At 30.9% G+C, this 21,810-nt stretch carries 21 protein-coding genes and 1 pseudogene; 2 read left to right on the forward strand and 20 right to left on the reverse strand.

Annotated elements, in window-relative coordinates:
• Nucleotides 1-3: 3 nt before the first annotated feature.
• The 20 genes from pnp to PYW35_RS07905 form a co-directional block, all read right to left on the reverse strand.
• The gene (gene pnp / locus PYW35_RS07810) at nucleotides 4-2,118 is read right to left on the reverse strand and encodes a polyribonucleotide nucleotidyltransferase (RefSeq protein WP_016910791.1); all 2,115 of its coding nucleotides are present in this window, start codon (nucleotides 2,116-2,118) and stop codon (nucleotides 4-6) included.
• 120 nt (nucleotides 2,119-2,238) lie between these two features.
• The gene (gene rpsO / locus PYW35_RS07815) at nucleotides 2,239-2,508 is read right to left on the reverse strand and encodes a 30S ribosomal protein S15 (protein ID WP_016910790.1); all 270 of its coding nucleotides are present in this window, start codon (nucleotides 2,506-2,508) and stop codon (nucleotides 2,239-2,241) included.
• Between the two features lie 104 nt (nucleotides 2,509-2,612).
• Nucleotides 2,613-3,566 (reverse strand): riboflavin biosynthesis protein RibF, encoded by a 954-nt coding sequence (gene ribF, locus PYW35_RS07820; protein WP_103323536.1) that lies wholly within the window; start codon nucleotides 3,564-3,566, stop codon nucleotides 2,613-2,615.
• A gap of 12 nt (nucleotides 3,567-3,578) precedes the next feature.
• On the reverse strand, nucleotides 3,579-4,490 hold the full coding sequence (gene truB, locus PYW35_RS07825; RefSeq protein ID WP_103323537.1) for a tRNA pseudouridine(55) synthase TruB: 912 nt from the start codon (nucleotides 4,488-4,490) through the stop codon (nucleotides 3,579-3,581).
• Nucleotides 4,491-4,576: 86 nt separating this feature from the next.
• On the reverse strand, nucleotides 4,577-5,215 hold the full coding sequence (locus tag PYW35_RS07830; RefSeq protein WP_103323538.1) for a hypothetical protein: 639 nt from the start codon (nucleotides 5,213-5,215) through the stop codon (nucleotides 4,577-4,579).
• Between the two features lie 4 nt (nucleotides 5,216-5,219).
• A complete protein-coding gene (locus PYW35_RS07835) occupies nucleotides 5,220-6,572 on the reverse strand; it encodes a sensor histidine kinase (protein ID WP_103323539.1) in 1,353 nt (450 codons plus the stop codon).
• A 4-nt stretch (nucleotides 6,573-6,576) separates the two neighbouring features.
• Entirely contained in the window at nucleotides 6,577-7,254 is a 678-nt protein-coding gene (locus tag PYW35_RS07840) for a response regulator transcription factor (RefSeq protein ID WP_103323540.1), read from the reverse strand.
• An 11-nt stretch (nucleotides 7,255-7,265) separates the two neighbouring features.
• Nucleotides 7,266-8,645: an SLC13 family permease gene (locus PYW35_RS07845; RefSeq protein WP_103323541.1), complete on the reverse strand. Its 1,380-nt coding sequence runs from the start codon at nucleotides 8,643-8,645 to the stop codon at nucleotides 7,266-7,268.
• Nucleotides 8,642-9,826: a glycerate kinase family protein gene (locus tag PYW35_RS07850; protein WP_103323542.1), complete on the reverse strand. Its 1,185-nt coding sequence runs from the start codon at nucleotides 9,824-9,826 to the stop codon at nucleotides 8,642-8,644. The genes PYW35_RS07845 and PYW35_RS07850 overlap by 4 nt, the downstream gene beginning before the upstream one ends.
• Nucleotides 9,827-10,001: 175 nt before the next feature.
• Nucleotides 10,002-10,346, reverse strand: a complete 345-nt coding sequence (rbfA, locus tag PYW35_RS07855; protein ID WP_016910782.1) for a 30S ribosome-binding factor RbfA — start codon at nucleotides 10,344-10,346, stop codon at nucleotides 10,002-10,004.
• Nucleotides 10,347-10,435: 89 nt separating this feature from the next.
• Nucleotides 10,436-10,879: a hypothetical protein gene (locus PYW35_RS07860; RefSeq protein WP_016910781.1), complete on the reverse strand. Its 444-nt coding sequence runs from the start codon at nucleotides 10,877-10,879 to the stop codon at nucleotides 10,436-10,438.
• 26 nt (nucleotides 10,880-10,905) lie between these two features.
• On the reverse strand, nucleotides 10,906-11,895 hold the full coding sequence (locus PYW35_RS07865; RefSeq protein WP_103323543.1) for an alpha/beta hydrolase fold domain-containing protein: 990 nt from the start codon (nucleotides 11,893-11,895) through the stop codon (nucleotides 10,906-10,908).
• A gap of 80 nt (nucleotides 11,896-11,975) precedes the next feature.
• Nucleotides 11,976-12,590, reverse strand: coding sequence for a LysE/ArgO family amino acid transporter (locus PYW35_RS07870; RefSeq protein WP_103323544.1), 615 nt, complete (start codon nucleotides 12,588-12,590; stop codon nucleotides 11,976-11,978).
• Between the two features lie 184 nt (nucleotides 12,591-12,774).
• Complete coding sequence (locus PYW35_RS07875; protein WP_016910778.1) at nucleotides 12,775-13,935, reverse strand: MalY/PatB family protein; 1,161 nt, start codon at nucleotides 13,933-13,935, stop codon at nucleotides 12,775-12,777.
• A 19-nt stretch (nucleotides 13,936-13,954) separates the two neighbouring features.
• Complete coding sequence (malX, locus tag PYW35_RS07880) at nucleotides 13,955-15,514, reverse strand: maltose/glucose-specific PTS transporter subunit IIBC (RefSeq protein WP_103323410.1); 1,560 nt, start codon at nucleotides 15,512-15,514, stop codon at nucleotides 13,955-13,957.
• Nucleotides 15,515-15,636: 122 nt separating this feature from the next.
• The gene (locus tag PYW35_RS07885; RefSeq protein WP_103323411.1) at nucleotides 15,637-16,410 is read right to left on the reverse strand and encodes a MurR/RpiR family transcriptional regulator; all 774 of its coding nucleotides are present in this window, start codon (nucleotides 16,408-16,410) and stop codon (nucleotides 15,637-15,639) included.
• A gap of 223 nt (nucleotides 16,411-16,633) precedes the next feature.
• Complete coding sequence (locus PYW35_RS07890) at nucleotides 16,634-17,059, reverse strand: GNAT family N-acetyltransferase (protein WP_233709571.1); 426 nt, start codon at nucleotides 17,057-17,059, stop codon at nucleotides 16,634-16,636.
• Between the two features lie 269 nt (nucleotides 17,060-17,328).
• Complete coding sequence (gene arsC, locus PYW35_RS07895; RefSeq protein WP_103323485.1) at nucleotides 17,329-17,736, reverse strand: arsenate reductase (thioredoxin); 408 nt, start codon at nucleotides 17,734-17,736, stop codon at nucleotides 17,329-17,331.
• 20 nt (nucleotides 17,737-17,756) lie between these two features.
• On the reverse strand, nucleotides 17,757-19,046 hold the full coding sequence (arsB, locus tag PYW35_RS07900; protein ID WP_103323484.1) for an arsenite efflux transporter membrane subunit ArsB: 1,290 nt from the start codon (nucleotides 19,044-19,046) through the stop codon (nucleotides 17,757-17,759).
• Nucleotides 19,043-19,363 carry an ArsR/SmtB family transcription factor gene (locus tag PYW35_RS07905; RefSeq protein ID WP_103323483.1) on the reverse strand — a complete coding sequence of 107 codons (321 nt, stop codon included), beginning with the start codon at nucleotides 19,361-19,363 and terminating at the stop codon, nucleotides 19,043-19,045. The genes arsB and PYW35_RS07905 overlap by 4 nt, the downstream gene beginning before the upstream one ends.
• A gap of 145 nt (nucleotides 19,364-19,508) precedes the next feature.
• On the opposite strand from PYW35_RS07905, the gene PYW35_RS07910 reads away from it, so the two are divergent.
• Nucleotides 19,509-19,724 (forward strand): hypothetical protein, encoded by a 216-nt coding sequence (locus tag PYW35_RS07910; RefSeq protein WP_204107830.1) that lies wholly within the window; start codon nucleotides 19,509-19,511, stop codon nucleotides 19,722-19,724.
• A 353-nt stretch (nucleotides 19,725-20,077) separates the two neighbouring features.
• Nucleotides 20,078-21,676 (forward strand): annotated as a pseudogene (locus PYW35_RS07915) (IS1182 family transposase); the annotation flags it as partial.
• Nucleotides 21,677-21,810 lie beyond the last annotated feature (134 nt).

Consider the following 21,810-nt stretch of genomic DNA (forward strand, 5'->3'; position numbering starts at 1 on the left):
ATACTATTTTTGTTCATTTTCTTCATTTAATAATACTTTGCGCGAAGCATTTACACGTCCTTGGCGGTCAATTTCAGTCACTTTAACTAAGAATTGATCACCAATTTTCGCTACATCTTCAACTTTATTGACTCTTTCATTTGAGAATTGAGAGATGTGAACAAGCGCGTCTTTACCAGGGAATATTTCAACAAATGCACCGAATTTCTCGATACGTTTAACTGTACCCATATATATAGCATCAACTTCAGCTTCTCGTACAATATCTTCGATAATTTTACGAGCACGATCAATCATTTCTTTATCTTTAGAACCAATAAATACTGTTCCGTCTTGTTCAATGTCTAATTTAACACCTGTTTCATCAATGATTTCATTGATTTTTTTACCACCAGGTCCGATAACATCTCTAATTTTCGCTGCTTTAATATGCATAATTTCAATCTTAGGAGCATATTGACTTAATTGTTCTCTTGGTTCACTTAACGTTTCTAGCATGTGGTTTAAGATATATAATCTACCAATTCTAGCTTGTTCAAGTGATTCTCTTAAAATTTGTTCACTTAAACCGTCAATTTTGATATCCATTTGAATAGCTGTAATACCTTTTTCAGTACCTGCAACTTTAAAGTCCATATCACCTAAAGCATCTTCCATACCTTGAATATCAGATAAAATCGTATAGTTATCATCTTTAGTGATTAAGCCCATTGCAATACCAGCAACTGGCGCTTTAATAGGAACACCAGCATCCATTAATGCTAATGTAGACCCACAAATTGATGCTTGTGAAGAAGAACCATTTGATTCTAACACTTCAGAAACAACTCTTATTGTATAAGGGAATTCTTTTTCATCTGGCATTACTTCTAATAAAGCACGTTCACCCAATGCACCGTGTCCAATTTCACGACGGCCTGGTCCTCTTACTGGACCTGTTTCACCAACTGAGAAGTTAGGGAAATTATAATGGTGCATGTAACGTTTCTGATCTTCTGTACCAAGCCCATCAATAATTTGATGTTCTCCTAGAGCACCAAGCGTAGCAACTGAAAATGCTTGAGTTTGTCCGCGTGTAAATAAACCTGAACCGTGTGCTCTTGGTAATAAACCAACTTCTGATGCTAAAGGTCTAATTTCTTCTGGTTTACGGCCATCTGGTCTAACTTTATCTTCAGTTATTAAACGACGTACTTCGTCTTTAACAAGTGTATCTAAAATTTTACTTACAGTTTTAAGAACTTCTGCATTCTCAGGATCTTCTTCATTATCGAAAGCATTAAGAACTTCTGCTTTAACAGCCGTAATATTAATATCACGTTGTTGTTTTTCTTCTGTTCTAATTGCTGAATTAATATCTAAAGCTTCTGCTTTCGCACGAACAGCTTCTTCAAATGAAGATTCGATTTCAACTGGTATAAATTCTGATTTTACAGGTTGTATTTCTTCAATAATTGCTTCTTGGAATTCAACTAGTCTCTGAATTTCTTTATGACCAAATAAAATCGCATTTAACATCGTTTCTTCAGTTACTTCTTTAGCGCCCGCTTCAACCATGTTAATAGCATCTTTATGTCCTGCTACTTGTAAATCCAATTGAGAAACTGCTTTTTCTTCAACATTTGGATTGATGACAAATTCACCATCTACTAATCCTACATTCACTCCTGCAATAGGTCTTTCGAATGGTATGTCAGAAACAGATAAAGCCATTGATGAACCAATCATTGCTGCCATTTCTGGAGAACAATTTTGATCGACACTCATTACAATTGAAATGACTTGAACATCATTTCTATAACCTTTAGGAAATAGTGGTCTAATTGGTCTATCAATTAATCGACTTGTTAAAGTAGCATCCTCACCCGGTCTACCTTCACGTTTATTAAATCCACCAGGTATTTTACCTGCTGCATACATTTTTTCTTCATAATTTACCATTAATGGGAAAAAGTCTACGTTTCTAGGTTCTTTAGATGCAGTTGCTGTTGATAATACAACTGTATCCCCATATCTTACTAATACTGCACCATTAGCTTGTTTTGCTAATTGGCCCGTTTCAATTATTAATGGACTGCCTGCCCATTCTGTCTTAAAGACTTTTTTCTCTTGAGACATTTATGAATCTCCTCTCATACAATTAATCTCTTATATCATACCATTTTATACTTATTTTTTATATTTATTTATAAAAAAATCGAAAGAAATCTGATCGATTCCCTTCGATTGATATTGTGATTAGCGACGTAAGCCAAGTGATTTGATTAAATCACGGTAACGTTGAACATCATTATCACGTAAATATGTTAATAAATGTTTACGACGACCAACCATTTTTAATAATCCACGACGTGAATGATGGTCTTTTTTATGAGTACGTAAATGTTCGTTTAAAGCAGTAATTTCTGCTGTTAAAACTGCGATTTGTACTTCTGAAGAACCAGTATCAGTTTCGTGTACGCGGTATTGTTCGATTAGTTCGTTTTTTTTCTCTTGTGAAATTGCCATAGTCAATTTCCTCCTATAATTGTATTCACCATAAACCTGAGCGCATCGTCGGAGTGTCGATTAGCCAAGGATTAGGCACTCAAGCCATTATACATAAAACCACACTATCTTTCAAGTGATAATAATGCTTTCGCTTCTTCTTTATCTTTTGTTATTTGACTAACGAGCGCATCAATTCCATCAAACTTTTGTTCTGGTCTAATAAAGTGATGCCAATATACTTCGACACGTTCTCCATAAATACTTTCCTCAAAATCAAATATATTTACTTCAATGCTAATTTGAGAAACAGATGGATCATGGAATGTCGGTTTAACGCCAACGTTACAAACACCGTTATACGTTTTATCACGAGATTTGATGAGCAATGTTACAGCGTAAACACCTTTTCTAGGTAGTACGTATTCATCTACCGGTTCAACATTAGCTGTTGGAAATCCGATTGTTCTACCTCTTTTTTCGCCTTGTACGACCATACCTTTAATAACGTAAGGTCTACCTAATGCTAAATTACAAGCTTCAATTTCTCCAAGTTCTAATGAAGCTCTTATATCAGTAGTAGATATTTTATCATCATCTTGCAATGTTTGTTTCGAAACAACATGTACGCTGAAAGGATAATCATGCTCTTGAAGAGAAGACATATTCCCTTTTCCGTATTTACCAAAGCTAAAATCGTATCCTGCAATAACTGCTTTCACATGATTTTGTATAAAATATTGATTTATAAAATCATCCGCAGAAACATTTGCAAATGTTGAAGAAAAGTTTACGACGAAACAATAGTCTACGCCTAACTTTTCAATCGCTTCTACTTTATCAGCTATAGGCGTTAAATATGTCGTTCGTTTCTTCTCAGGATTCAACACCACTGAAGGATGTGGGTCAAATGTCATGACCGCTTTCTTCAAATGTTGATCTTTAGCTACTTCCATCATTTTTTGAAGTACTTTTTGATGACCTAAATGTATACCATCAAAAAATCCAATAGCTAAAGCAATATTTTCATTTACGAATTGTGTTGATTTTATTGGGTGTGTAATTTCTATAACTTCCATCAAAATACTCCTTTAAAGAAAAACTTTTTTCGGTTTATATAGTGCATTATTTTTTTCATATGTATCCATTATTGCTATCGCTTTATCTCCATACCAAACTACGAATATGCCTTCAAATTGATGATCAGCAATTAACTGTTTTTCTATTTTTTGTCCGTTCTGTATTCTTTTAACAATCTCTTCATCATTAATCGTCGTTTTTTCTAAACCATTCAATCCATATTCTAATGGAAGTAGCACATCTTGTAACTTATCTTGCTCAACTATTTGTCTTAATTCATCCAATTTTATGGCTTGTTCTAAAGAAAAACCACCGCTTTTCAATCTAATTAAATGAGACATATGTGCTGGAAATCCAAGTAACTCTCCTATTTGAGTTGCTAACGTTCGTATATAAGTCCCTTTACCACATTCAACTTCAATTTCAAATTTACAAGTTTGATTGTCGTATGATATTTCAGAAATAAGTTCGATACTGTTAATAAAAACTTTGCGAACTGGTCTTTCAACTTCAATATTTTGACGAGCATATTCATATAATTTTTTTCCGTTTACTTTTACTGCAGAATACATAGGCGGTATTTGTTCAATTTCGCCTTCTAATTTATTGATTGTAGAACGTATATCATCAGTGCTCCAAATATTTTCATTTACATTTTTTTCTTCTACAATATCTCCAGTTTGATCTTCGGTAGTCGTACTTACACCGATTGTAACTTCAGCTTTATATGTTTTACCACTTTCCATCACGTAGTCACTTACACGCGTCGCTTTGCCAATACAAATTGGTAATACACCGCTCACTTCAGGATCCAACGTTCCAGTATGACCGACTTTTTTAGTTTTTAATATTTTACGAAGTTTAAACACAACATCATGACTCGTCATGCCTACTTCTTTATGAATTGCTAATATGCCATCCAAATTTACGACCTCCAAAAACATGCTTATATTCATTACAAGTTTACATTAAAACTCAAATAAAAAGAAGAAATAACTGATAATCCATATTAATCATCATCAACTTCGTCGTCATCGTAGTCGTCATCATCTTCATAATAATACTGTTCTTTATTGGCGTAACCTTCATTATAGTCAGTTTGAGGTTGTTCGATATTAAACCAAGATACTGAATTTACTTTTCCATTTAACGAGTTAACAGAAACGACTGCGCCTTCATCTTGATCTACATGCTGAGTGACTGTATATGTCGCTGGCTTAGAATTGTCATTTTTCTTAATGTCTACGAATGTGCCACCAACTTCATTCATCACAATTTGTTTCGCCCTTTTTTCAGTAATAATTGATTTGTTCTTGTTTTCTTTTTTAGCTTTCTGTTTTGTTTTAGGCTGTTGTTTTGTAGGTTGTTTAGATGTTGATTGAGATGTAACATTTTTAATTGTTTCTTTTCTTCGGTCAATTTCCAAACTATATTTTTTATCTTTATCTTTAATCTCTACATAAAACAAGCGATTATCTTTTGATTGCGTTAATTTAGAAATATCCCCTTTATACCTCTCTGATACTAATGTTTTAGCTGAATTTTTATCCATCAACTGTTCTGTTGACCTGATATAAATAATAGCAATTAAAGCTATTAGTAGTATTGCCATCATAACGATAAGAATAGGTTTAATTAATTTTTTCATATTTTCACACCTTTCTCACTTTTAAAATGAATTCTGTTCCGGTGCCTTCTTTACTTTTAACTTGTATATCAATTTGGTTTTTGGATGCAAGTTCTTTCGCTATTGATAAACCTAATCCCGATCCTCCAGACTGTCGAGATCTCGCTTTATCAATTCTATAAAATCTCGTGAATATTTTTTCAATATCTTCTTCACGTATACCAGGACCATAATCTTTAATTTTAATTTCTATATGTTCCACTTTATTTATTAATGCCAAATCAATTTCTGATTGACTATATTTATATGCATTATCTAAGAAAATCGTTATTAACTGATCAAAACTATCTTTATTGATTTTACCAATCAAAACATCTTCTGTTGTGTGTACATTAATTTTTCTTTTATATACTTGTGAAAGTTTTTTAGTTAAAATCGAAACTTGTGCAACAATATCCACTTTTGAAAACTTAATATCATGAAAAGTTCGTTCTATTTTAGCCAAATCTAACATTTGCTCAGTTAAATATTTTAACCTTTTGGCTTCTTCATTAATGGTATCAATACCTTCATCTAATAAATCAGGTCTCGTTTTACCAAATCTTTTTAACATTTCGCTATAAGAAGTCATAACTGTTATTGGCGTTTTTAATTCATGAGATGCATTAAGTATAAATGCTTGTTGTTTTTCATCATGATCTTTTAAATTGAGCATCATGTCATTAAATGTATTTGAAAGTTCTTTCAACTCTTTCGTATCATTATTATTTATATCTATTTTGCTGTAATGTTTCGTTTCTCTCGTTTTATTCATTTGTTCAATGAGCTCATTGATTGGTTTCAAAATAATTTGCGTAATGATTCGATTCAACAGAAATATCACGATTAAAATAATGAATGTTGAAACAATTAATATCCACTTTAAGATAGCAAAAGTCTCATACTTAAAATCAATATTTTCAAATATTTGGAGATTACTCACTTCACCATTTTTCCAAATAATCGGTAAAGATACCATCGCAAAATGGTTACCATTTTTATCGACGACTTTTTTATATTGTTCATTTTTATATAATTCTGCTAAATTTTTATATTTAATATCTGTTGATATTTGAACGACACTTTTATTTTTTTGATTTACTACTGTTATATATCCATCTGAAAGTAAATAAGATTGCAAGACTGCCTCTGTGTTAACATCGGTATCTGAAGTGTTTTGCAACTCTTTCATAATATTAATCCCTCTGCTTTCGAGTTGTGTAGCTTCAGAGTCGAGCGAAACCTTTTGATAAACAAAGTAAACAAATAAATTGATGCAAATAACAACAATGACTATCATGACTGTAGTATAGAGTTGAATTTTAGTCCCGAGTTTCATAGATTCAATCCTTTATCATATATCCAATACCTCTAACGCTAGATATCAAGGATATGTCATTTTGATCTAGTTTTTTTCTTAAATATCTAACATAAACATCAATGACATTTGTGTCACCATAATATTCGTATCCCCATACCGCTTCAATAATTTGTTCTCTCGTCAAGGCTTGGTTTTTATTCTCAATAAAATATAACAATAAATCATACTCTTTCTGTGTTAAGTTAATTAATGTTTGATTTATATATACTTCGCGACTTAGTGGATGAATAACCAAATGTTTAAAGTGAATTTCACTATTGTTCTCGTCTGACACTTCATTATTTTGCTTTAAATGAACTCTAATTCTAGCGAGGAGTTCTTCTATTTCAAATGGTTTAGTCATATAATCATTTGCACCAGAATCTAAACCACTTACTTTATCCATCACTGCATCCCTCGCAGTTAACATAATAATTTTAATGTTGTCATCTACTTCGCGAATTCTTCTCAACACTTCTAATCCATTTAATTCAGGGATCATGACATCTAATAAGACTAAATCAAAGTCATTTGATTCAAATAAATCTAAAGCTTGCCTACCTGTATGTGCGATACTAATTTCGTAATTTGCATACTCTAACTCCAACTGTATAACTCTTGCTATTTTCACTTCATCTTCTACTATTAATATTTTTTCCATTTCATTGCTCCTTACCTAAGCGATAGACCAGTATATTGCCACCAAAAATAATAACATGCGATCATTATTAACATATATATAGGCATCAAAATACTACTAACTTTCGCTAAATCTTTATTTTTAAAAGGCTTCTTATCTTGTTCGTAAAATAGCAGCAATGCTTTTGAACTCACTGGAAAAGTAACACAATAATTCGTTCCCATCAAAGTTATAAAAACGACTGCAACTGGATTTAAATTAAACATATCACTAAACAATAAAAATAATGGAACAAAAACGACAGCTCTTGTTGTATGACTTGTCACATATAAATGTGATGTTACTGTTATTATAACAATGATCAATAATATAACTTGTACATTTATATTTTCAAATTGCGATAAGTAACCAAATAAATTTTCTTGTATATATTGAATAACCTTATATGAAACAAGTAGTTCGCCAAGCGCCGTTGCCCCAGCTACAAAGAATATTAGACTCCAAGAGACACTTTGTAATCCTTGTTTCCATGAGATGACACCTACATTAGGGGTCATCATAACGATACTCATAGCAATCGTAATAAAAGCAATATCAAACCCGTGTATAGATTCTGTTATCCATAAACTAATCGTAATCAATAAATATAGCAAAGTCTTTTGTTCTTTCACACTTAATGGTGAGCGTGTTCTTTTTACATTATTTAAAATGGGTTGATCATTGATGTCATTTTTAATAAAAAACATTTTCTTTATAACAATTAAACTTATCAATCCCATAATGATACCGAATGGACTACCCCATATAAGAAAGTCTACATAAGAGATGGTTTCATTCGTCTGACCTTTTAACAACCCAATCCCAACAATATGACTACCAGCACCAATTAGTGTGAGATTGGCACCCATTAAAATAAGCACCGGTATCAGCAATGCAAAATATTTTTGATTGGATTGAAACCTAGTAGAAAATGCTTTATAAATAGGCAACATTGATGCGGCTCTCCCTGATGTAGAAGGTACCAATATAGATATTAATTGAACAATCATAAATAGAAATAAATTCATTTTATTTTCTGTATGACATTTATCATCTATCCAATGAATTAGTCTATCTAGCAAACCACTTATCTCAACTGCTGCGCTAATCATAAACGCACCAATCATGAGCCAAACAACTTGCTCATTTAACGATTCAAACAATACTTTTTCCGGAATGCCTAGCACAATCCCTATGACTAATGCTATAAATGCAGATAACCCTGCAGGCATATTCGTTAACAAAAATAAACCTAAAGATAATACAAATACAATTAAACTGAGCTGCCCTAAATAAGGTAAATCAGTATATAAGAATACAACGATAGAAAATACAAAATATAAACACAGATATATTAATTGTTTATTGGTCATTGAACAACATCTTTTGTAACATACATTTGATTGCCTAAATTTATGCCAATCATAATGTGTCTCAGTGCATTTTCAGAACAATTTTCTAACCATTTATCTGCGTCTAAAATTGAATTTTCTAATGTCGTTGGTTCTGGAATAATGCTACTATAAGCATCAATGCCACTTTGATAATTTATCTTTGCGTTATGACCTATCGTACCTGCAAAAGCGATAACAGGTTTTTCGTGTATTTTAGCGATTCTTGCAACTTCTGATGGGATTTTTCCATTCGGTGTTTGAAAGTCGATACAACCTTCAGCAGTAATTACTAAATCTGCATTTTTTATGGCATCAGAAATTTCAATATATTTCATGATAATTTCAAATCTAGGGTGTAAACGTGCATTAAGAAATCCATGCAACCCAGCACCTAAACCACCAGACGCACCCCCGCCATTCATTAAAGAAACATCCTCTTTTTTAAAGCTTTTTATAAGTCTTGCAAGGTGTTCTAGATTATTAGACAACTGCTCAACATTTTCAGGAGATGCACCTTTTTGCGGACCATACACTCTTGCTACACCTTTCTTGCCACATAACAAATTCGTCCAATTTACTGCTACATCTATATCTACTAAGTGAACTCTAGCGTCCATATATCTCATATCAACACCATGAATTTGGTCAATTTCACCTCCACCATTTACAAATATTTCTTCACCGTTTATATTCAAGAATTTTACACCTAATGCTTGTGCCATTCCAACGCCACCATCAGATGTACCTGAATCTCCACAACCGATTAAAATGCGTTCTGCACCAATATCTAATGCTTTAATAATTGTTTCTCCTACGCCAAAAGTAGTTGTATTTAATGGGTTTCTCATATTCTGAGGGACATGTCTTAACCCTGCAATTGCTGCCATTTCGATCACAGCTGTCTTAACTCCATTTTCTTCAAATACACCAAAGAAAGATTCAATAGGCTTACCAACTGGTCCCATCACGTGAGTCTTAACTTTTTTTCCTTCTTTCAATTTTGTAATCGTGTCTACAAAGCCTTCACCACCATCTACCATCGGAATAGTCGTAACTTGATGGTCAGGATTAACCTTTTTTATACCTCTAGCAATTGATTGCCCTACTTCCTCTGCACTTAAACTTTCTTTAAAACCTGAAGGTACAACGACAATTCTCATATTTATTTCCTCCTTATTTATTCTTTGCTTTTTTAACTTAACTACACTGTACCTTTGCAAAGTTCACAAATAATTAGAGAAAAATTAAAACTTGATTAAAAAGAAAAAACACCTGATAAATTCACTTAAACAGTGAAAATATCAGGTGTTTTTTTAAATATATGATCGTAAAACTTTATTCTTTGCGATTTAAATCTTGAATCATGCGTTCAATTTTATTACCATAATCAATTGATTCATCATATTCAAAATGTAATTCAGGTAATATGCGTAATTGCATACGGTTTCCAAGCTCAGATTTAATGAAACCTTTTGCTTTTTCTAAACCTTTAAATGTATCTTCTTTTTCTTTATCTGTTCCTAAAACTGTTAAATAAACTTTAGCGTGAGATAAATCACCAGGAAGTTCTACATCTGTAATTGTTAAAAATCCAACTCTTGGATCTTTAAGTTTATTGTTTATAATATCCATTAATTCTTTTTTCATTTGTTCGCCTACACGTTCAGAACGAATACTCATTTCTTTCACCTCTTAACATTCTTATCTAATCTATTCATTATTAAATTATAACACATGCTTGAAGGCTTAAAAAGACAATCATATCAAAGTTAAGCATGTTTAAATATTATGATAAATGAGACAATAAATAGTATTTGAATGCATGCTCTTAAATAAATATTTGTTGGTGCTTTACTTCCGAATGATATATTTCTAGCATGCGCTTTTATGTTACCTGGAAACAACATGAAACATAAAATAATACCTACAACACTAAAGATATAATTCAATTTTGGTATAAATACGCTTATAGCTATTATGAACTCTAACCAGCCTGTAACATATACTACAAGTTTAGGATTTGGTATCCCATCTGGAACCATTTGTATAAGTGATTTTCTAATTGAAGGTATAAACCTTCCTAAAAATGTATACATAAATGTTATAAATATTGAAAACTGTGCGATGGACATCCAAATATTTTCTGTTTGGAACAGACGATGCACTATGAAGCCAATAAAACACCCGACAAAATAGACAATCAGGGTTTGCATAAGAACCACTCCTATTCTGAGTTTTTTTAAACGTTCTTACCTTTATATCTATTGATTGTATTATAAATGATACTTCTAGCATCTTTAGCTTCTGGTATAGGCTCTAATAGAAATACATGATTTTGATTCACATACTCATGATAAGCAACATTATTATTAAATGCTTGCAACTTATCGCTAAATAATTGAATATCTGGTAATAATATTTCTCTTGTTCCTACGAATATCGTAATGGGAGGTAAACCATGTAAATCTCCATAAATAGGAGATAAGAGATAATGGTTTTTATCAGTATGTCCACTCCATAAATCACCAGCAAACTTCAATGATTCAATCGTTAACATTGGATCGCTTTCTAGTAAATCTTTTGTAATTTTATCGTTATCCATATTAATGTCTATCCATGGAGAAAGTAAAAAAACATGAAGCGGTTGTTTAACTGATCGTTCTTTCAATAACTGAATTAAACCTGCTGCGAGTCCACCTCCTGCTGAATCCCCTATAATTATGACATCATCATATGTTTCAACCATTCTGCGATATAAATCAATGATCAGTTCATAAGATCTTATAAATATATCATTAGGTGCTTTAGGATAAACTGGCATTTCTACTGTAGCATTAACTTTTAAAGACAATTCATCTATAAAATAATGATGAAAAATAGACGGTTGGTATATATAGGCACCACCATGTAAATAAAGTATACCTATATTTGATGGTGCCTTCACATTATGTTTAAGTACTTTCATTTCATCTATAAAATACTCTTCCATATGCGTTTTTGGTTTATACATTTTAGGTAGTTTAAATGCTTCCTTATTCATATCGTACAATGCATTAACAAACTCATGTTTAGAATCATCATCTCCATAATTAGGATGAATAATTTTTAAATCGAGCATCCACTCAATTAATTGACTTCTCATGCTTCTTTTAGATACTTTCTTTAATACAATTTGGCTAACTGCTAATGTTCCGCCGACAGCAGCTACACCTTTAAATAACGTTTTCATACATATCTACTCCATATATCTTTATACTTGTATATTCCCATTTATCGACTAAAGTATACATACGATATTAAATCTTCATCTTACATCAGAAGACCAATAATGCTTTTCAAAATAATTATAGCAACAATGACAATTATAACACTCGACAATTTATTCAAATAAACAATCCATTTTCCAGTTTTATCAACCGAACCAATCATTTTACCTAAAAATGCTAATAAAATAAACCAAAGCCAAGAAACAGCAATCGTAGAAATTGAAAAGATCCATTTATCCATGCCATCATAAATAGATGCACTTGTTCCGATTACACCTATTGTGTCCATAATAGCATGTGGGTTTAATAATGAAACAGACATCGCAAAACCAATTTGTTTTTTGGCAGACATTGGACTTTGATATTCTAAGTTTTTAGGCTTTTCATTCCATAAGCTTATAGCCATATAAATTAAAAATATAAATCCAATGATATAAACTATGAGTTGTAAAATAGGCAATGATAATAAAACAAGAGACACGCCCAATATTGCTAATACAATTAATAACGTATCACACAAACCAGCCGTAATAATAACTGGCACCGTTTTGCTAACCCTTTTATGATTCGCGCCTTGATTAAAGATAAAAACATTTTGCGCACCAAGAGGCAAAATCAGACCTAAAGCTAATAAAAATCCATGTAAAAAAGCAGTCACACAAAAATCCTCCAATACTTTAAATGCAAATGCACACTATAATCTCATAATTTAATCATATCAATAAACAGTGTTTATTCAATTAATTTCAGCTGAGTAATTTTTTAAATTTTATAACATTATGAATATATTAACTTTAAAAACAGAAATACCAGACCTCCATGAGTCCGGCACTTTTCATTACTTATATACTTAACATCAATCTATTTAAACCTTCTATAACTTTGGATTTTGGGCAACCAATATTATATCTTAGAAATAATTCCCCATTCCCACCATATGTTGCGCCATCCATAATTGCAACATTACCAATCTTGATTAAACGTTCCTGTAAATCATTCATGCTAATATTCAGTCTTGAGACATCTAACCAAAGAAGATAAGTTGATTCGGGATACACTAGTTTAATATCTGGCAAATTTTCTTTCAAATATGCTTGTACAATCTTAATATTTTCATCTAAATAATTATTTAATTCCTCTACCCAGTCACTACATTCGTTATATGCTGCAATAGTTGCTTCCATTCCCATTATACTAGGAGATGATAGACCATCTTGTTTTTTTAAATATTTCAAGAACATATCACCATCTTCTACATTTGGTATTAATACATAAGCAAAAAGTAGTCCTGGAAAGTTAAACGTTTTGCTAGCACTTGTGACAATAGCGATATTTTCAGTACTTTTTTTAAATAATGGTATATGACTTTTACCTTTTCTAACTATATCCATATGAATTTCATCAGAAATAATGTATACATTATGCTGCTTGCACAATTCAATTATTGTATTTAATTCATAATCATTCCATATTCTTCCTGTTGGATTATGAGGAGAACAAAGCAATAATATTTTATTAGTTTGTTTCGACAATTGTTTTTCTAGTTCTATAAAATCTATTGAATATAAACCATCATCATATAATAATTTGTTTTCTACTATTTTTCTTTTATTTTCTTTTATAACATTGAAAAATGCATCATATGCAGGTGTTTGTATAATTACTCCATCATTTTCAGTTGATTTTATTTTTATTAATTGAGAAACCGCATAGATTACAGTTGGTGTATAATATATCCAATTCTTTTCTACTTTAGTATCAAATCTTTTCTGATACCATGTTTCAACAGAATTTTTAAAGTCTTTATGATTCCACCTTGTATAACCAAACACTGGATGACTCATTCTTTCATTCAAGCTTTGGATTACTTGTTTTGGTGAAGCAAAATCAGTATCAGATATTGTGAAAGGTAATAAGCCACTTTGTCCAAACCGATCTTGCACATAGTCCCATTGTGTACAATTCGTTCCTTTTCTATTGATAACTTCATCAAAATTATACATATAAATTCTCCTTCTAATCCTAAATGATTGCATCAAGTTGTTTTCTAACTGTTGTTACTTTTGTACCGATAATAATTTGCACATTTTGTTTATCTAAATGAACAACTCCTAATGCACCTAATTCTTTTAATTTATCATCATCAACCTTATTTGCATTTTTAAGTACTAACCTTAATCTCGTAATACAATTGTCTATACTCAATATATTTTCAGATCCACCAATTGCTAATAGCATATCATTTGCTACATTATCTAGTTGTGTAGATGTATCCTTTGTATTATTTGATTTATTTTTATCAACATTCCTACCTGGTGTTTTTAAATCAAATTTAAGAATAACTATTTTAAATATAAAGTAGTAAATACTAAACCATACTATGCCAACTAAAATAACTAGCCACCATTTAGTATAACTTCCTTGCATAACCCCAAATATTAAGAAATCTAATACACCGCCATCAGTATTACCAATTGTTACACCAAGAATATTCATCACCATAAACCCTAATCCAGTCATAAAAACATGGAATATCCATAGTAAAGGACTGACAAATAAAAATAGAAATTCAATTGGCTCAGTTATTCCTGTTACAAATGTAGCGACAAACCCTGATATCAATAACCCTTTTATTTTATGTCTATTTTCTTTAGGTGCTGAATGATAAATAGCCAATGCTGCTGCAGGTAATCCAAACATAAATGTTGGCATTTTACCTTGCGATAAAAATGCAGTAACATCTGAGGATATAGGGATACTATGTTGTAATTGAGCATAAAAAATATTCAAAGCTCCAAAAACATCTTTACCCTCTATAATCGAGTGTCCACCTACTTCAGTAAACCTTACCATAGATACTAAAATATGATGTAAACCAAATGGTAACAATAATCTTTCTCCTGCTCCAAATAAGAAAGGACCAAATACACCTGAATGTTGTATAAGAGAACCTACACTCCCGATAATCATTCCAAAAAATGGCCAAATAATAGGAATAATCAGACCAATAACAGCTAGAACAAGTGAAGTTACGATAGGTACAAACCTTGAACCTGAAAAGAAAGCAAAACTATCAGGTAGCTGAATATAGCAAAATTTATTGTGTAATTTATATACAATTAGCCCTGAAATAATACCACCAAGTACGCCCATTTCTAATGTTTGTATACCTAAGATCATACTTTGTCCAGCTTGCTGCAAATTATCAGGATCAGCTAATTGATTAGTTTCAGTTAAATAAAAATTAATGGTTAAATTCATTATTGTATAACCTACAAATCCAGAAAATGCAGCAACCCCTTTTTCGTGCTTAACAAGACCTATAGGTAATGCAATAGCAAATAATACTGGTAAATATGTGAATGCAAATCCACCAACTGTTGCTAGAAATTTCAATACAAGTTGTATCATATTATTTTCTAAAAACGGAAATACATCAATCATTGAATCACTCGTAAAAGAACTTCCAATTCCTAAAATCAAGCCCATAAAAGCTAATAATGCAACAGGTAACATAAAAGTTTTTCCCATGTTTTGTAAAAAATCCCACATACTACTCTGTTTATCATTTTTATTCCCCAATAATTTCACACCCCTATAATATATTTGTACATTTATTATTCACTAATATACAAATATATTATAGGGGTATCAATAGCAATTAAGTATTTAGGTTACGCTTACATATTATGAAAGTTGTTACATTATAATTGTTTTCCATACATCATAAGTATTAAATCGATTATAAATATAGTAGCGTGCCTAGAACTCAAATCTACATTCCCAATATATATATTATTTGTTTTAGCAATTAAAGCAATTGTTGATAACTGTGCCAACTGTGAATTGCGATTACTTACAATTGAGATAATAGGTACATGTTTACTTTTCAGCTTTTTAGCGTAATTAATCATATATGAAGTCTCTCCACTAGAACTTATACATATAGCTAAGCAATCATCGTTTAAATTATGAGATATGGCTTCTAATTCGTCCCAATCCGTTCTAGCGTGAGCAATCTGTCCTAGGAAAGTTAATTTTCTACTTAAATCTAGTCCATTTGCAAGACTTGCTCCAACACTAATGATTTCTATTACTTGTGCCCTATTTATATATGTAACTGCTGTTTCTAAATCTTTAATATTTATATCATTAATAGTATTTTGTAGATTATTTACATTTTCTATCATAAATTCATTAATTTCAGCGCTAAAATTCTGTACTTCCTTACTTTTTTTCAATTTTGTTTGATTTTGTATTAAAGTATATTTTAATTCTCTAAATCCTTCATATCCTAATTTTCGAGAACATCTGCTAACCGTTGCAGTAGAAACATATAAACGATTTGCTATATCATCAATAGTCATAGTTGCAATTAATTCATAATCATTCAGAATAAAGTCTAAAACTCGCTTTTCTAATTCGCTTAAATCATTTCTTTTTTTCTGTAATTTACCGATAAGTGCGTTTTGTTCCATATTATCCCCCTTAATGTTATCTAATTTTACATTATCTGTTATATTTATTAACACATATTTCACTTTTAAAAATAAGTAGATATACTTATATTATCAAGTATATCTTGTAGAGAATATTTTATATTCTTGTCTCAACAATAAAAGTGCTTATCTTCCAAAATGGGAAGTATATCTCCAGCCAAGGTATACTTCCCATTTTACTTTTTTATTCTTTATTAAGATTCTATTCAGTATACTCATTCTCTAATTTCAATGATCGATAAATGGCCATACCTGTTTTTAATTTCTTAAAGCCAAGTTTACGATAAAATTCGACATTTTCGGTTGTAGAAATTAAATGAATACATGATAAGCTATCAAACTCATTTAAAAATTCTTCTAATATTCTTTTAGCAATACCTTGACCCTGGTGTTTTTCTTTTACTACTACATCATAAATTGCGGCATTAAACACTCCATCTGATAACGCTCTTGCAACTGCAATAATTTCATCATCATTTTTTACTAATACAACATGTGTGCTGGCTTTATATATTTCTTCTATTTTTTCATTGTTATGGCCCATCCATCCAACTGATTCATAAACTTTTCTTATTCCGTCTACATACGAAATTTTGAATTCATTTTCATAAATATATATAATGTCCACCTTCTTATTTAACTCTAATTATTGCTATAGTCTATTTATATCCTCACTTTTATAACATTCTACTTACAATACTAACATCCCAATTAATTTGGCCCAATAACTTTTGATAGAAATGCCTCTATTTCATTATGTTATTAAAGGGTCTAACAAATACTAATCCTACATCTTTGTAATAATCTATATAAAATTCAATCGATTTTATTTATGAACACCTTTTCAATTTACAAACAAAAAAAGCTTATTAAATAATAAGCTTTAAAAATTATATTTTATTTATTTGTCATGTCTTCTTTAAAGCTTTTTAATTTCAAGCCTATTTCATCTCTTACACGTTGAAATTCTGACCAATCTTTTCCAGCTGGGTCATCAAATCCCCAATGTTCTTTATGTACATGTTTAGGAATAGTTGGACAATGTTCATCTGCATGACCACATAATGTTACAACTAAATCTGATTGATTAAGTATCGTTTGATCAATCAAGTCAGAAGTTTGATCTGTGATATCGATATTCACTTCTTTCATTGCTTCGATTGCTTTAGGATTCACACCATGTGTTTCAATACCTGCAGAATATATGTTCCAATTTTCTCCTATTATATGTTTTGCCCATCCTTCAGCCATTTGACTTCGACATGAATTTCCTGTGCATATAAAATAAATTGTTTTGTTAGTCATTATTCTCTCCACTTTCTTTATTAGAATATAAGCAATGTAAGATATAAACCCAATAATGTAATAAATAGTACTGGGATTGTAATGATTATACCTGTTTTAAAATATGTGCCCCACGGAATTTTCACGCCTTTTTGTGAAAGTACGTGCAACCACAGTAATGTAGCTAATGATCCTATAGGTGTTATTTTAGGTCCCAAGTCTGAACCAATGACATTGGCATAAATCATACCTTCTTTTAATGTGCCGAGCACGTTTGATTGATGGATAGCAAGTGCATCTATAAGTACAGTTGGCATATTATTCATAATGGATGATAGAAATGCTGCTATAAATCCCATCCCCATAATGCTTGCAAATAAGCCTTGTTCTGAAATTGCTGAAAGGATGTTACCGAGCATAACTGTAATACCTACATTTTTAAGTCCAAACACGACAAGATACATACCTATTGAGAATATAACAATATTCCAAGGTGCACCTTTTATCACTGCTTTCGTATGTACAGCTTTCGATTTTCGAGCAAGTAAAATAAACACTATCGCAATAGCACCCGCAATAATAGACACAGGCACGTGAACAAATTCGCTTATTAAATAGCCAATCAGTAATATTGCTAACACAATCCAAGATATATAAAACAGTCTTTCATCTTTAATCGCATCTTTCGGTTTTTGCATATGACTACTATCAAACTTACGCGGAATTGAAGTTCTAAAAAATAACCATAATACAGTAATGCTCGCGATTAATGAAAAGATATTTGGAATAATCATACGTGTGAAATATTCTAAAAATCCTATATCAAAATAATCTGCAGATACGATGTTAACTAAATTACTGACTATGAATGGTAATGAAGTCGTATCTGCAATAAATCCACTCGCAATAATGAAAGGGAAAATATGCTTTTTGTTAAAGCCTAAGTGACGAACCATTGCTAAAACAATTGGTGTTAATATTAAAGCCGCACCATCATTCGCAAAAAATGCTGCTACTACTGAACCTAGCAACATAATATAAATAAACATCTTTAATCCATTACCATTAGATGCTTTGACCATATGTATAGCTGACCATTCAAAGAAACCAATTTCATCAAGAATCAGTGATATTAAGATAACGGCAACGAATGTTAATGTCGCATTCCATACAATGCCTGTTACTTCAATTACATCAGAAAAACTGACTACGCCAGTTATAATAGCTACAAGTGCTCCAATAAGCGCTGTAATACCAATATCTAGCCCCTTAGGTTGCCAAATAACAAAAATAAGCGTTATAACAAAAATCAATATTGCTAATATCGTCATGCTTCACACACCTCTGATTTCATAGTGTTACAAATACATGACTCATTTTTATGATGAATAAGTTGTAATTGATGACCTAACTGTTCAAAAGTCTTTGTATTTAATCGATACATTTTTTTGTTTCCTTCTTTTCTCATAAAAATCATATTACTATTTTCTAGAGATTTCATATGATGACTTAATGTAGGTTGAGAAAACTGAAAATGTTCTAATAAGTCACAAGCACACAGTTCTCCGCAAGAAAGTAAATCTATAATCTCTAAACGACTTGGGTCAGAAATAGTTTTTAATAGTTTTGATAGTGCATGATAATCCAAACGATCTCCTCCATTCCATTATATAGATTATCATCTATATAGATAATTGTCTATGTATGAATATTTTACATTTTATGGTATATTTGTAAAAAATAAAGGTGTATGGTAATAGAAAGATGGCGTTAAAATGAAAAGGAGAGATATCATGAAAATAAAATATTTCCTTATAAGTACACTGTTGTATTTCGCTATTGGGATTTCAATATTAGCTTTTACTGATTTTTCATTAATAACTAAGTCCTTATGCATTATTACTTTAATTATAGTTTCTGGTATTTTAAAAGAATATGTTTTTAAAATAAAAGAATCTAATACCGATATAATAGTAAACTTATTTACTGATAATAGTAAAAATAATTAGCACATACGCTTTTCTTAATCTTCTCGAGATTAGTCTTTTATTCATACATACACAACACATTTTATAAACACAAAAAAACGAGGTTGGGACATAAATGTCCTAACCTCAAATAAAGAGAGCTAATCCATAATTTTCGGATTAGCTCTCTTTCCTTTATTTATAAAATCTACGATTTTGTTCGTGCATGCTTGCCTGGGGGTATGGCTCGAGCCTGTAGTCTCTCACGCATACTATTCCCCCGGGCGTCAGCACTTTACAAAATCGTGACAAAATATCCATTCTTATACAAAAAAATAAAGCACTTTCGTATAATTTAATTAATCACAACAAAAACTAAATTAACGAGGTGCTCTATGTATAAAAATTATAACATCTCTCAATTAACTCTACCACTAGATATTGAAGTTTTAATTCCAGAAAATGATATTGCTCATTTTGTAAATCAAATCGTAGAAACGATACCTAATGAAGAATTCTACGAATTTACTCACGTTCGTGGTGCATCCTCATATCACCCTAAATTAATGTTAAAGATTATACTTTATTCATATACACAATCTGTTTTTTCTGGAAGAAGAATTGAAAGTCTTCTTAAAGACAGTGTTCGTATGATGTGGTTATCACAGAACCAAACACCTTCTTATCGAACGATAAATCGTTTCAGAGTTAATCCTATAATTGATCGATTATTACAATCACTATTTATAAATTTTAGAACACAACTCATAGAACAAAACCTTATTGATGAGGAAAGTATTTATATAGACGGTACTAAGATTGAAGCAAATGCCAATAAATACACTTTTGTTTGGAGAAAAAACACAGAAAGATTTAATAAAAAAGTGGTTGAACAATCGAAAGAAATCTATCGTGAAGCCATTGTAAATGAAGTAATACCTGAGTTAAAAGATGAGACCCAAGATATTACACTTGAAACACTTTACGAATTCAAAAACAGATTAGAAGAAAAAATCGAAGATTTAAACAATGATATTAGCAACTCTAAAGATGTAGCAGAACGAAAAATGATGCGTTCAGAAAGAACGGAAATAAAAAAGACTAAAAAATTGTTAAGTGAAAATATCGATAGACAAATAAAGTATAAAAAACAATTGGATATATTAGGTGAAAGAAATAGCTATTCTAAAACAGATCATGATGCAACTTTTATGAGAATGAAAGATGACCACATGATGAACGGACAATTAAAACCAGGATACAATTTACAAATCGCAACAAATTCACAATTCGTTTTATCTTATGACATATTTCCTAATCCAACTGATACTAGAACACTTACACCATTTTTAAATAATATTAGAAATAACTATTTTAATCTACCAAACTATATTGTCGCAGATGCTGGCTACGGCAGTGAGGAAAATTATAAAACGATTCTAGATGAATTTAACAGAACACCATTGATAACTTATAGTATGTACTTAAAAGAACAAACCAAGAAATATAAAGAAAACATATATAACACACAAAATTGGAAGTATGATGAACTTATAGATGAAATCATATGTCCAAGCAATCGCAGATTGCCATTCAAACGATACACTTATCGAATCGATAAGTATAAATATAAACGAGATTTCAAGTTATATGAAAGTGATAATTGTAATAACTGCGAACTATTTGATTTATGTAGAAAAAATGCATACCAGAGTACAAATAAAAAGATAATGAAAAACAATGTGTGGGAATACTTTAAACATATGACACAAAAGTTGCTTTCAAAACCTGAAACTGAAAAAATCTACAAACAAAGAAAGATTGATGTAGAGCCAGTTTTTGGATATTTGAAGGCTATTTTGGGTTTCACTCGAGTTTCTCTTAGAGGGAAAACAAAAGTGAAACGTGAATTAGGGATTGCCTTAATGGCAACAAACATAAGAAAAATGGTAGCTCTTAGAGCTACCAAAATTAAAAACTATAGTAAAAAGAGCGTAAATTCTTATTTTTTAAAGAATATACGCTCTTTTAAGTTAATCTGGGATGTAAATGTCCCAGCCTCGTACATAAATTTATATTTTCACTATCTGATTTCTTTCAACTTTGCTAAGTTGCTCAATCATGCGAA

The sequence above is a fragment of the Mammaliicoccus vitulinus genome, assembly GCF_029024305.1.
GTDB classification, from domain to species: Bacteria; Bacillota; Bacilli; order Staphylococcales; family Staphylococcaceae; genus Mammaliicoccus; species Mammaliicoccus vitulinus.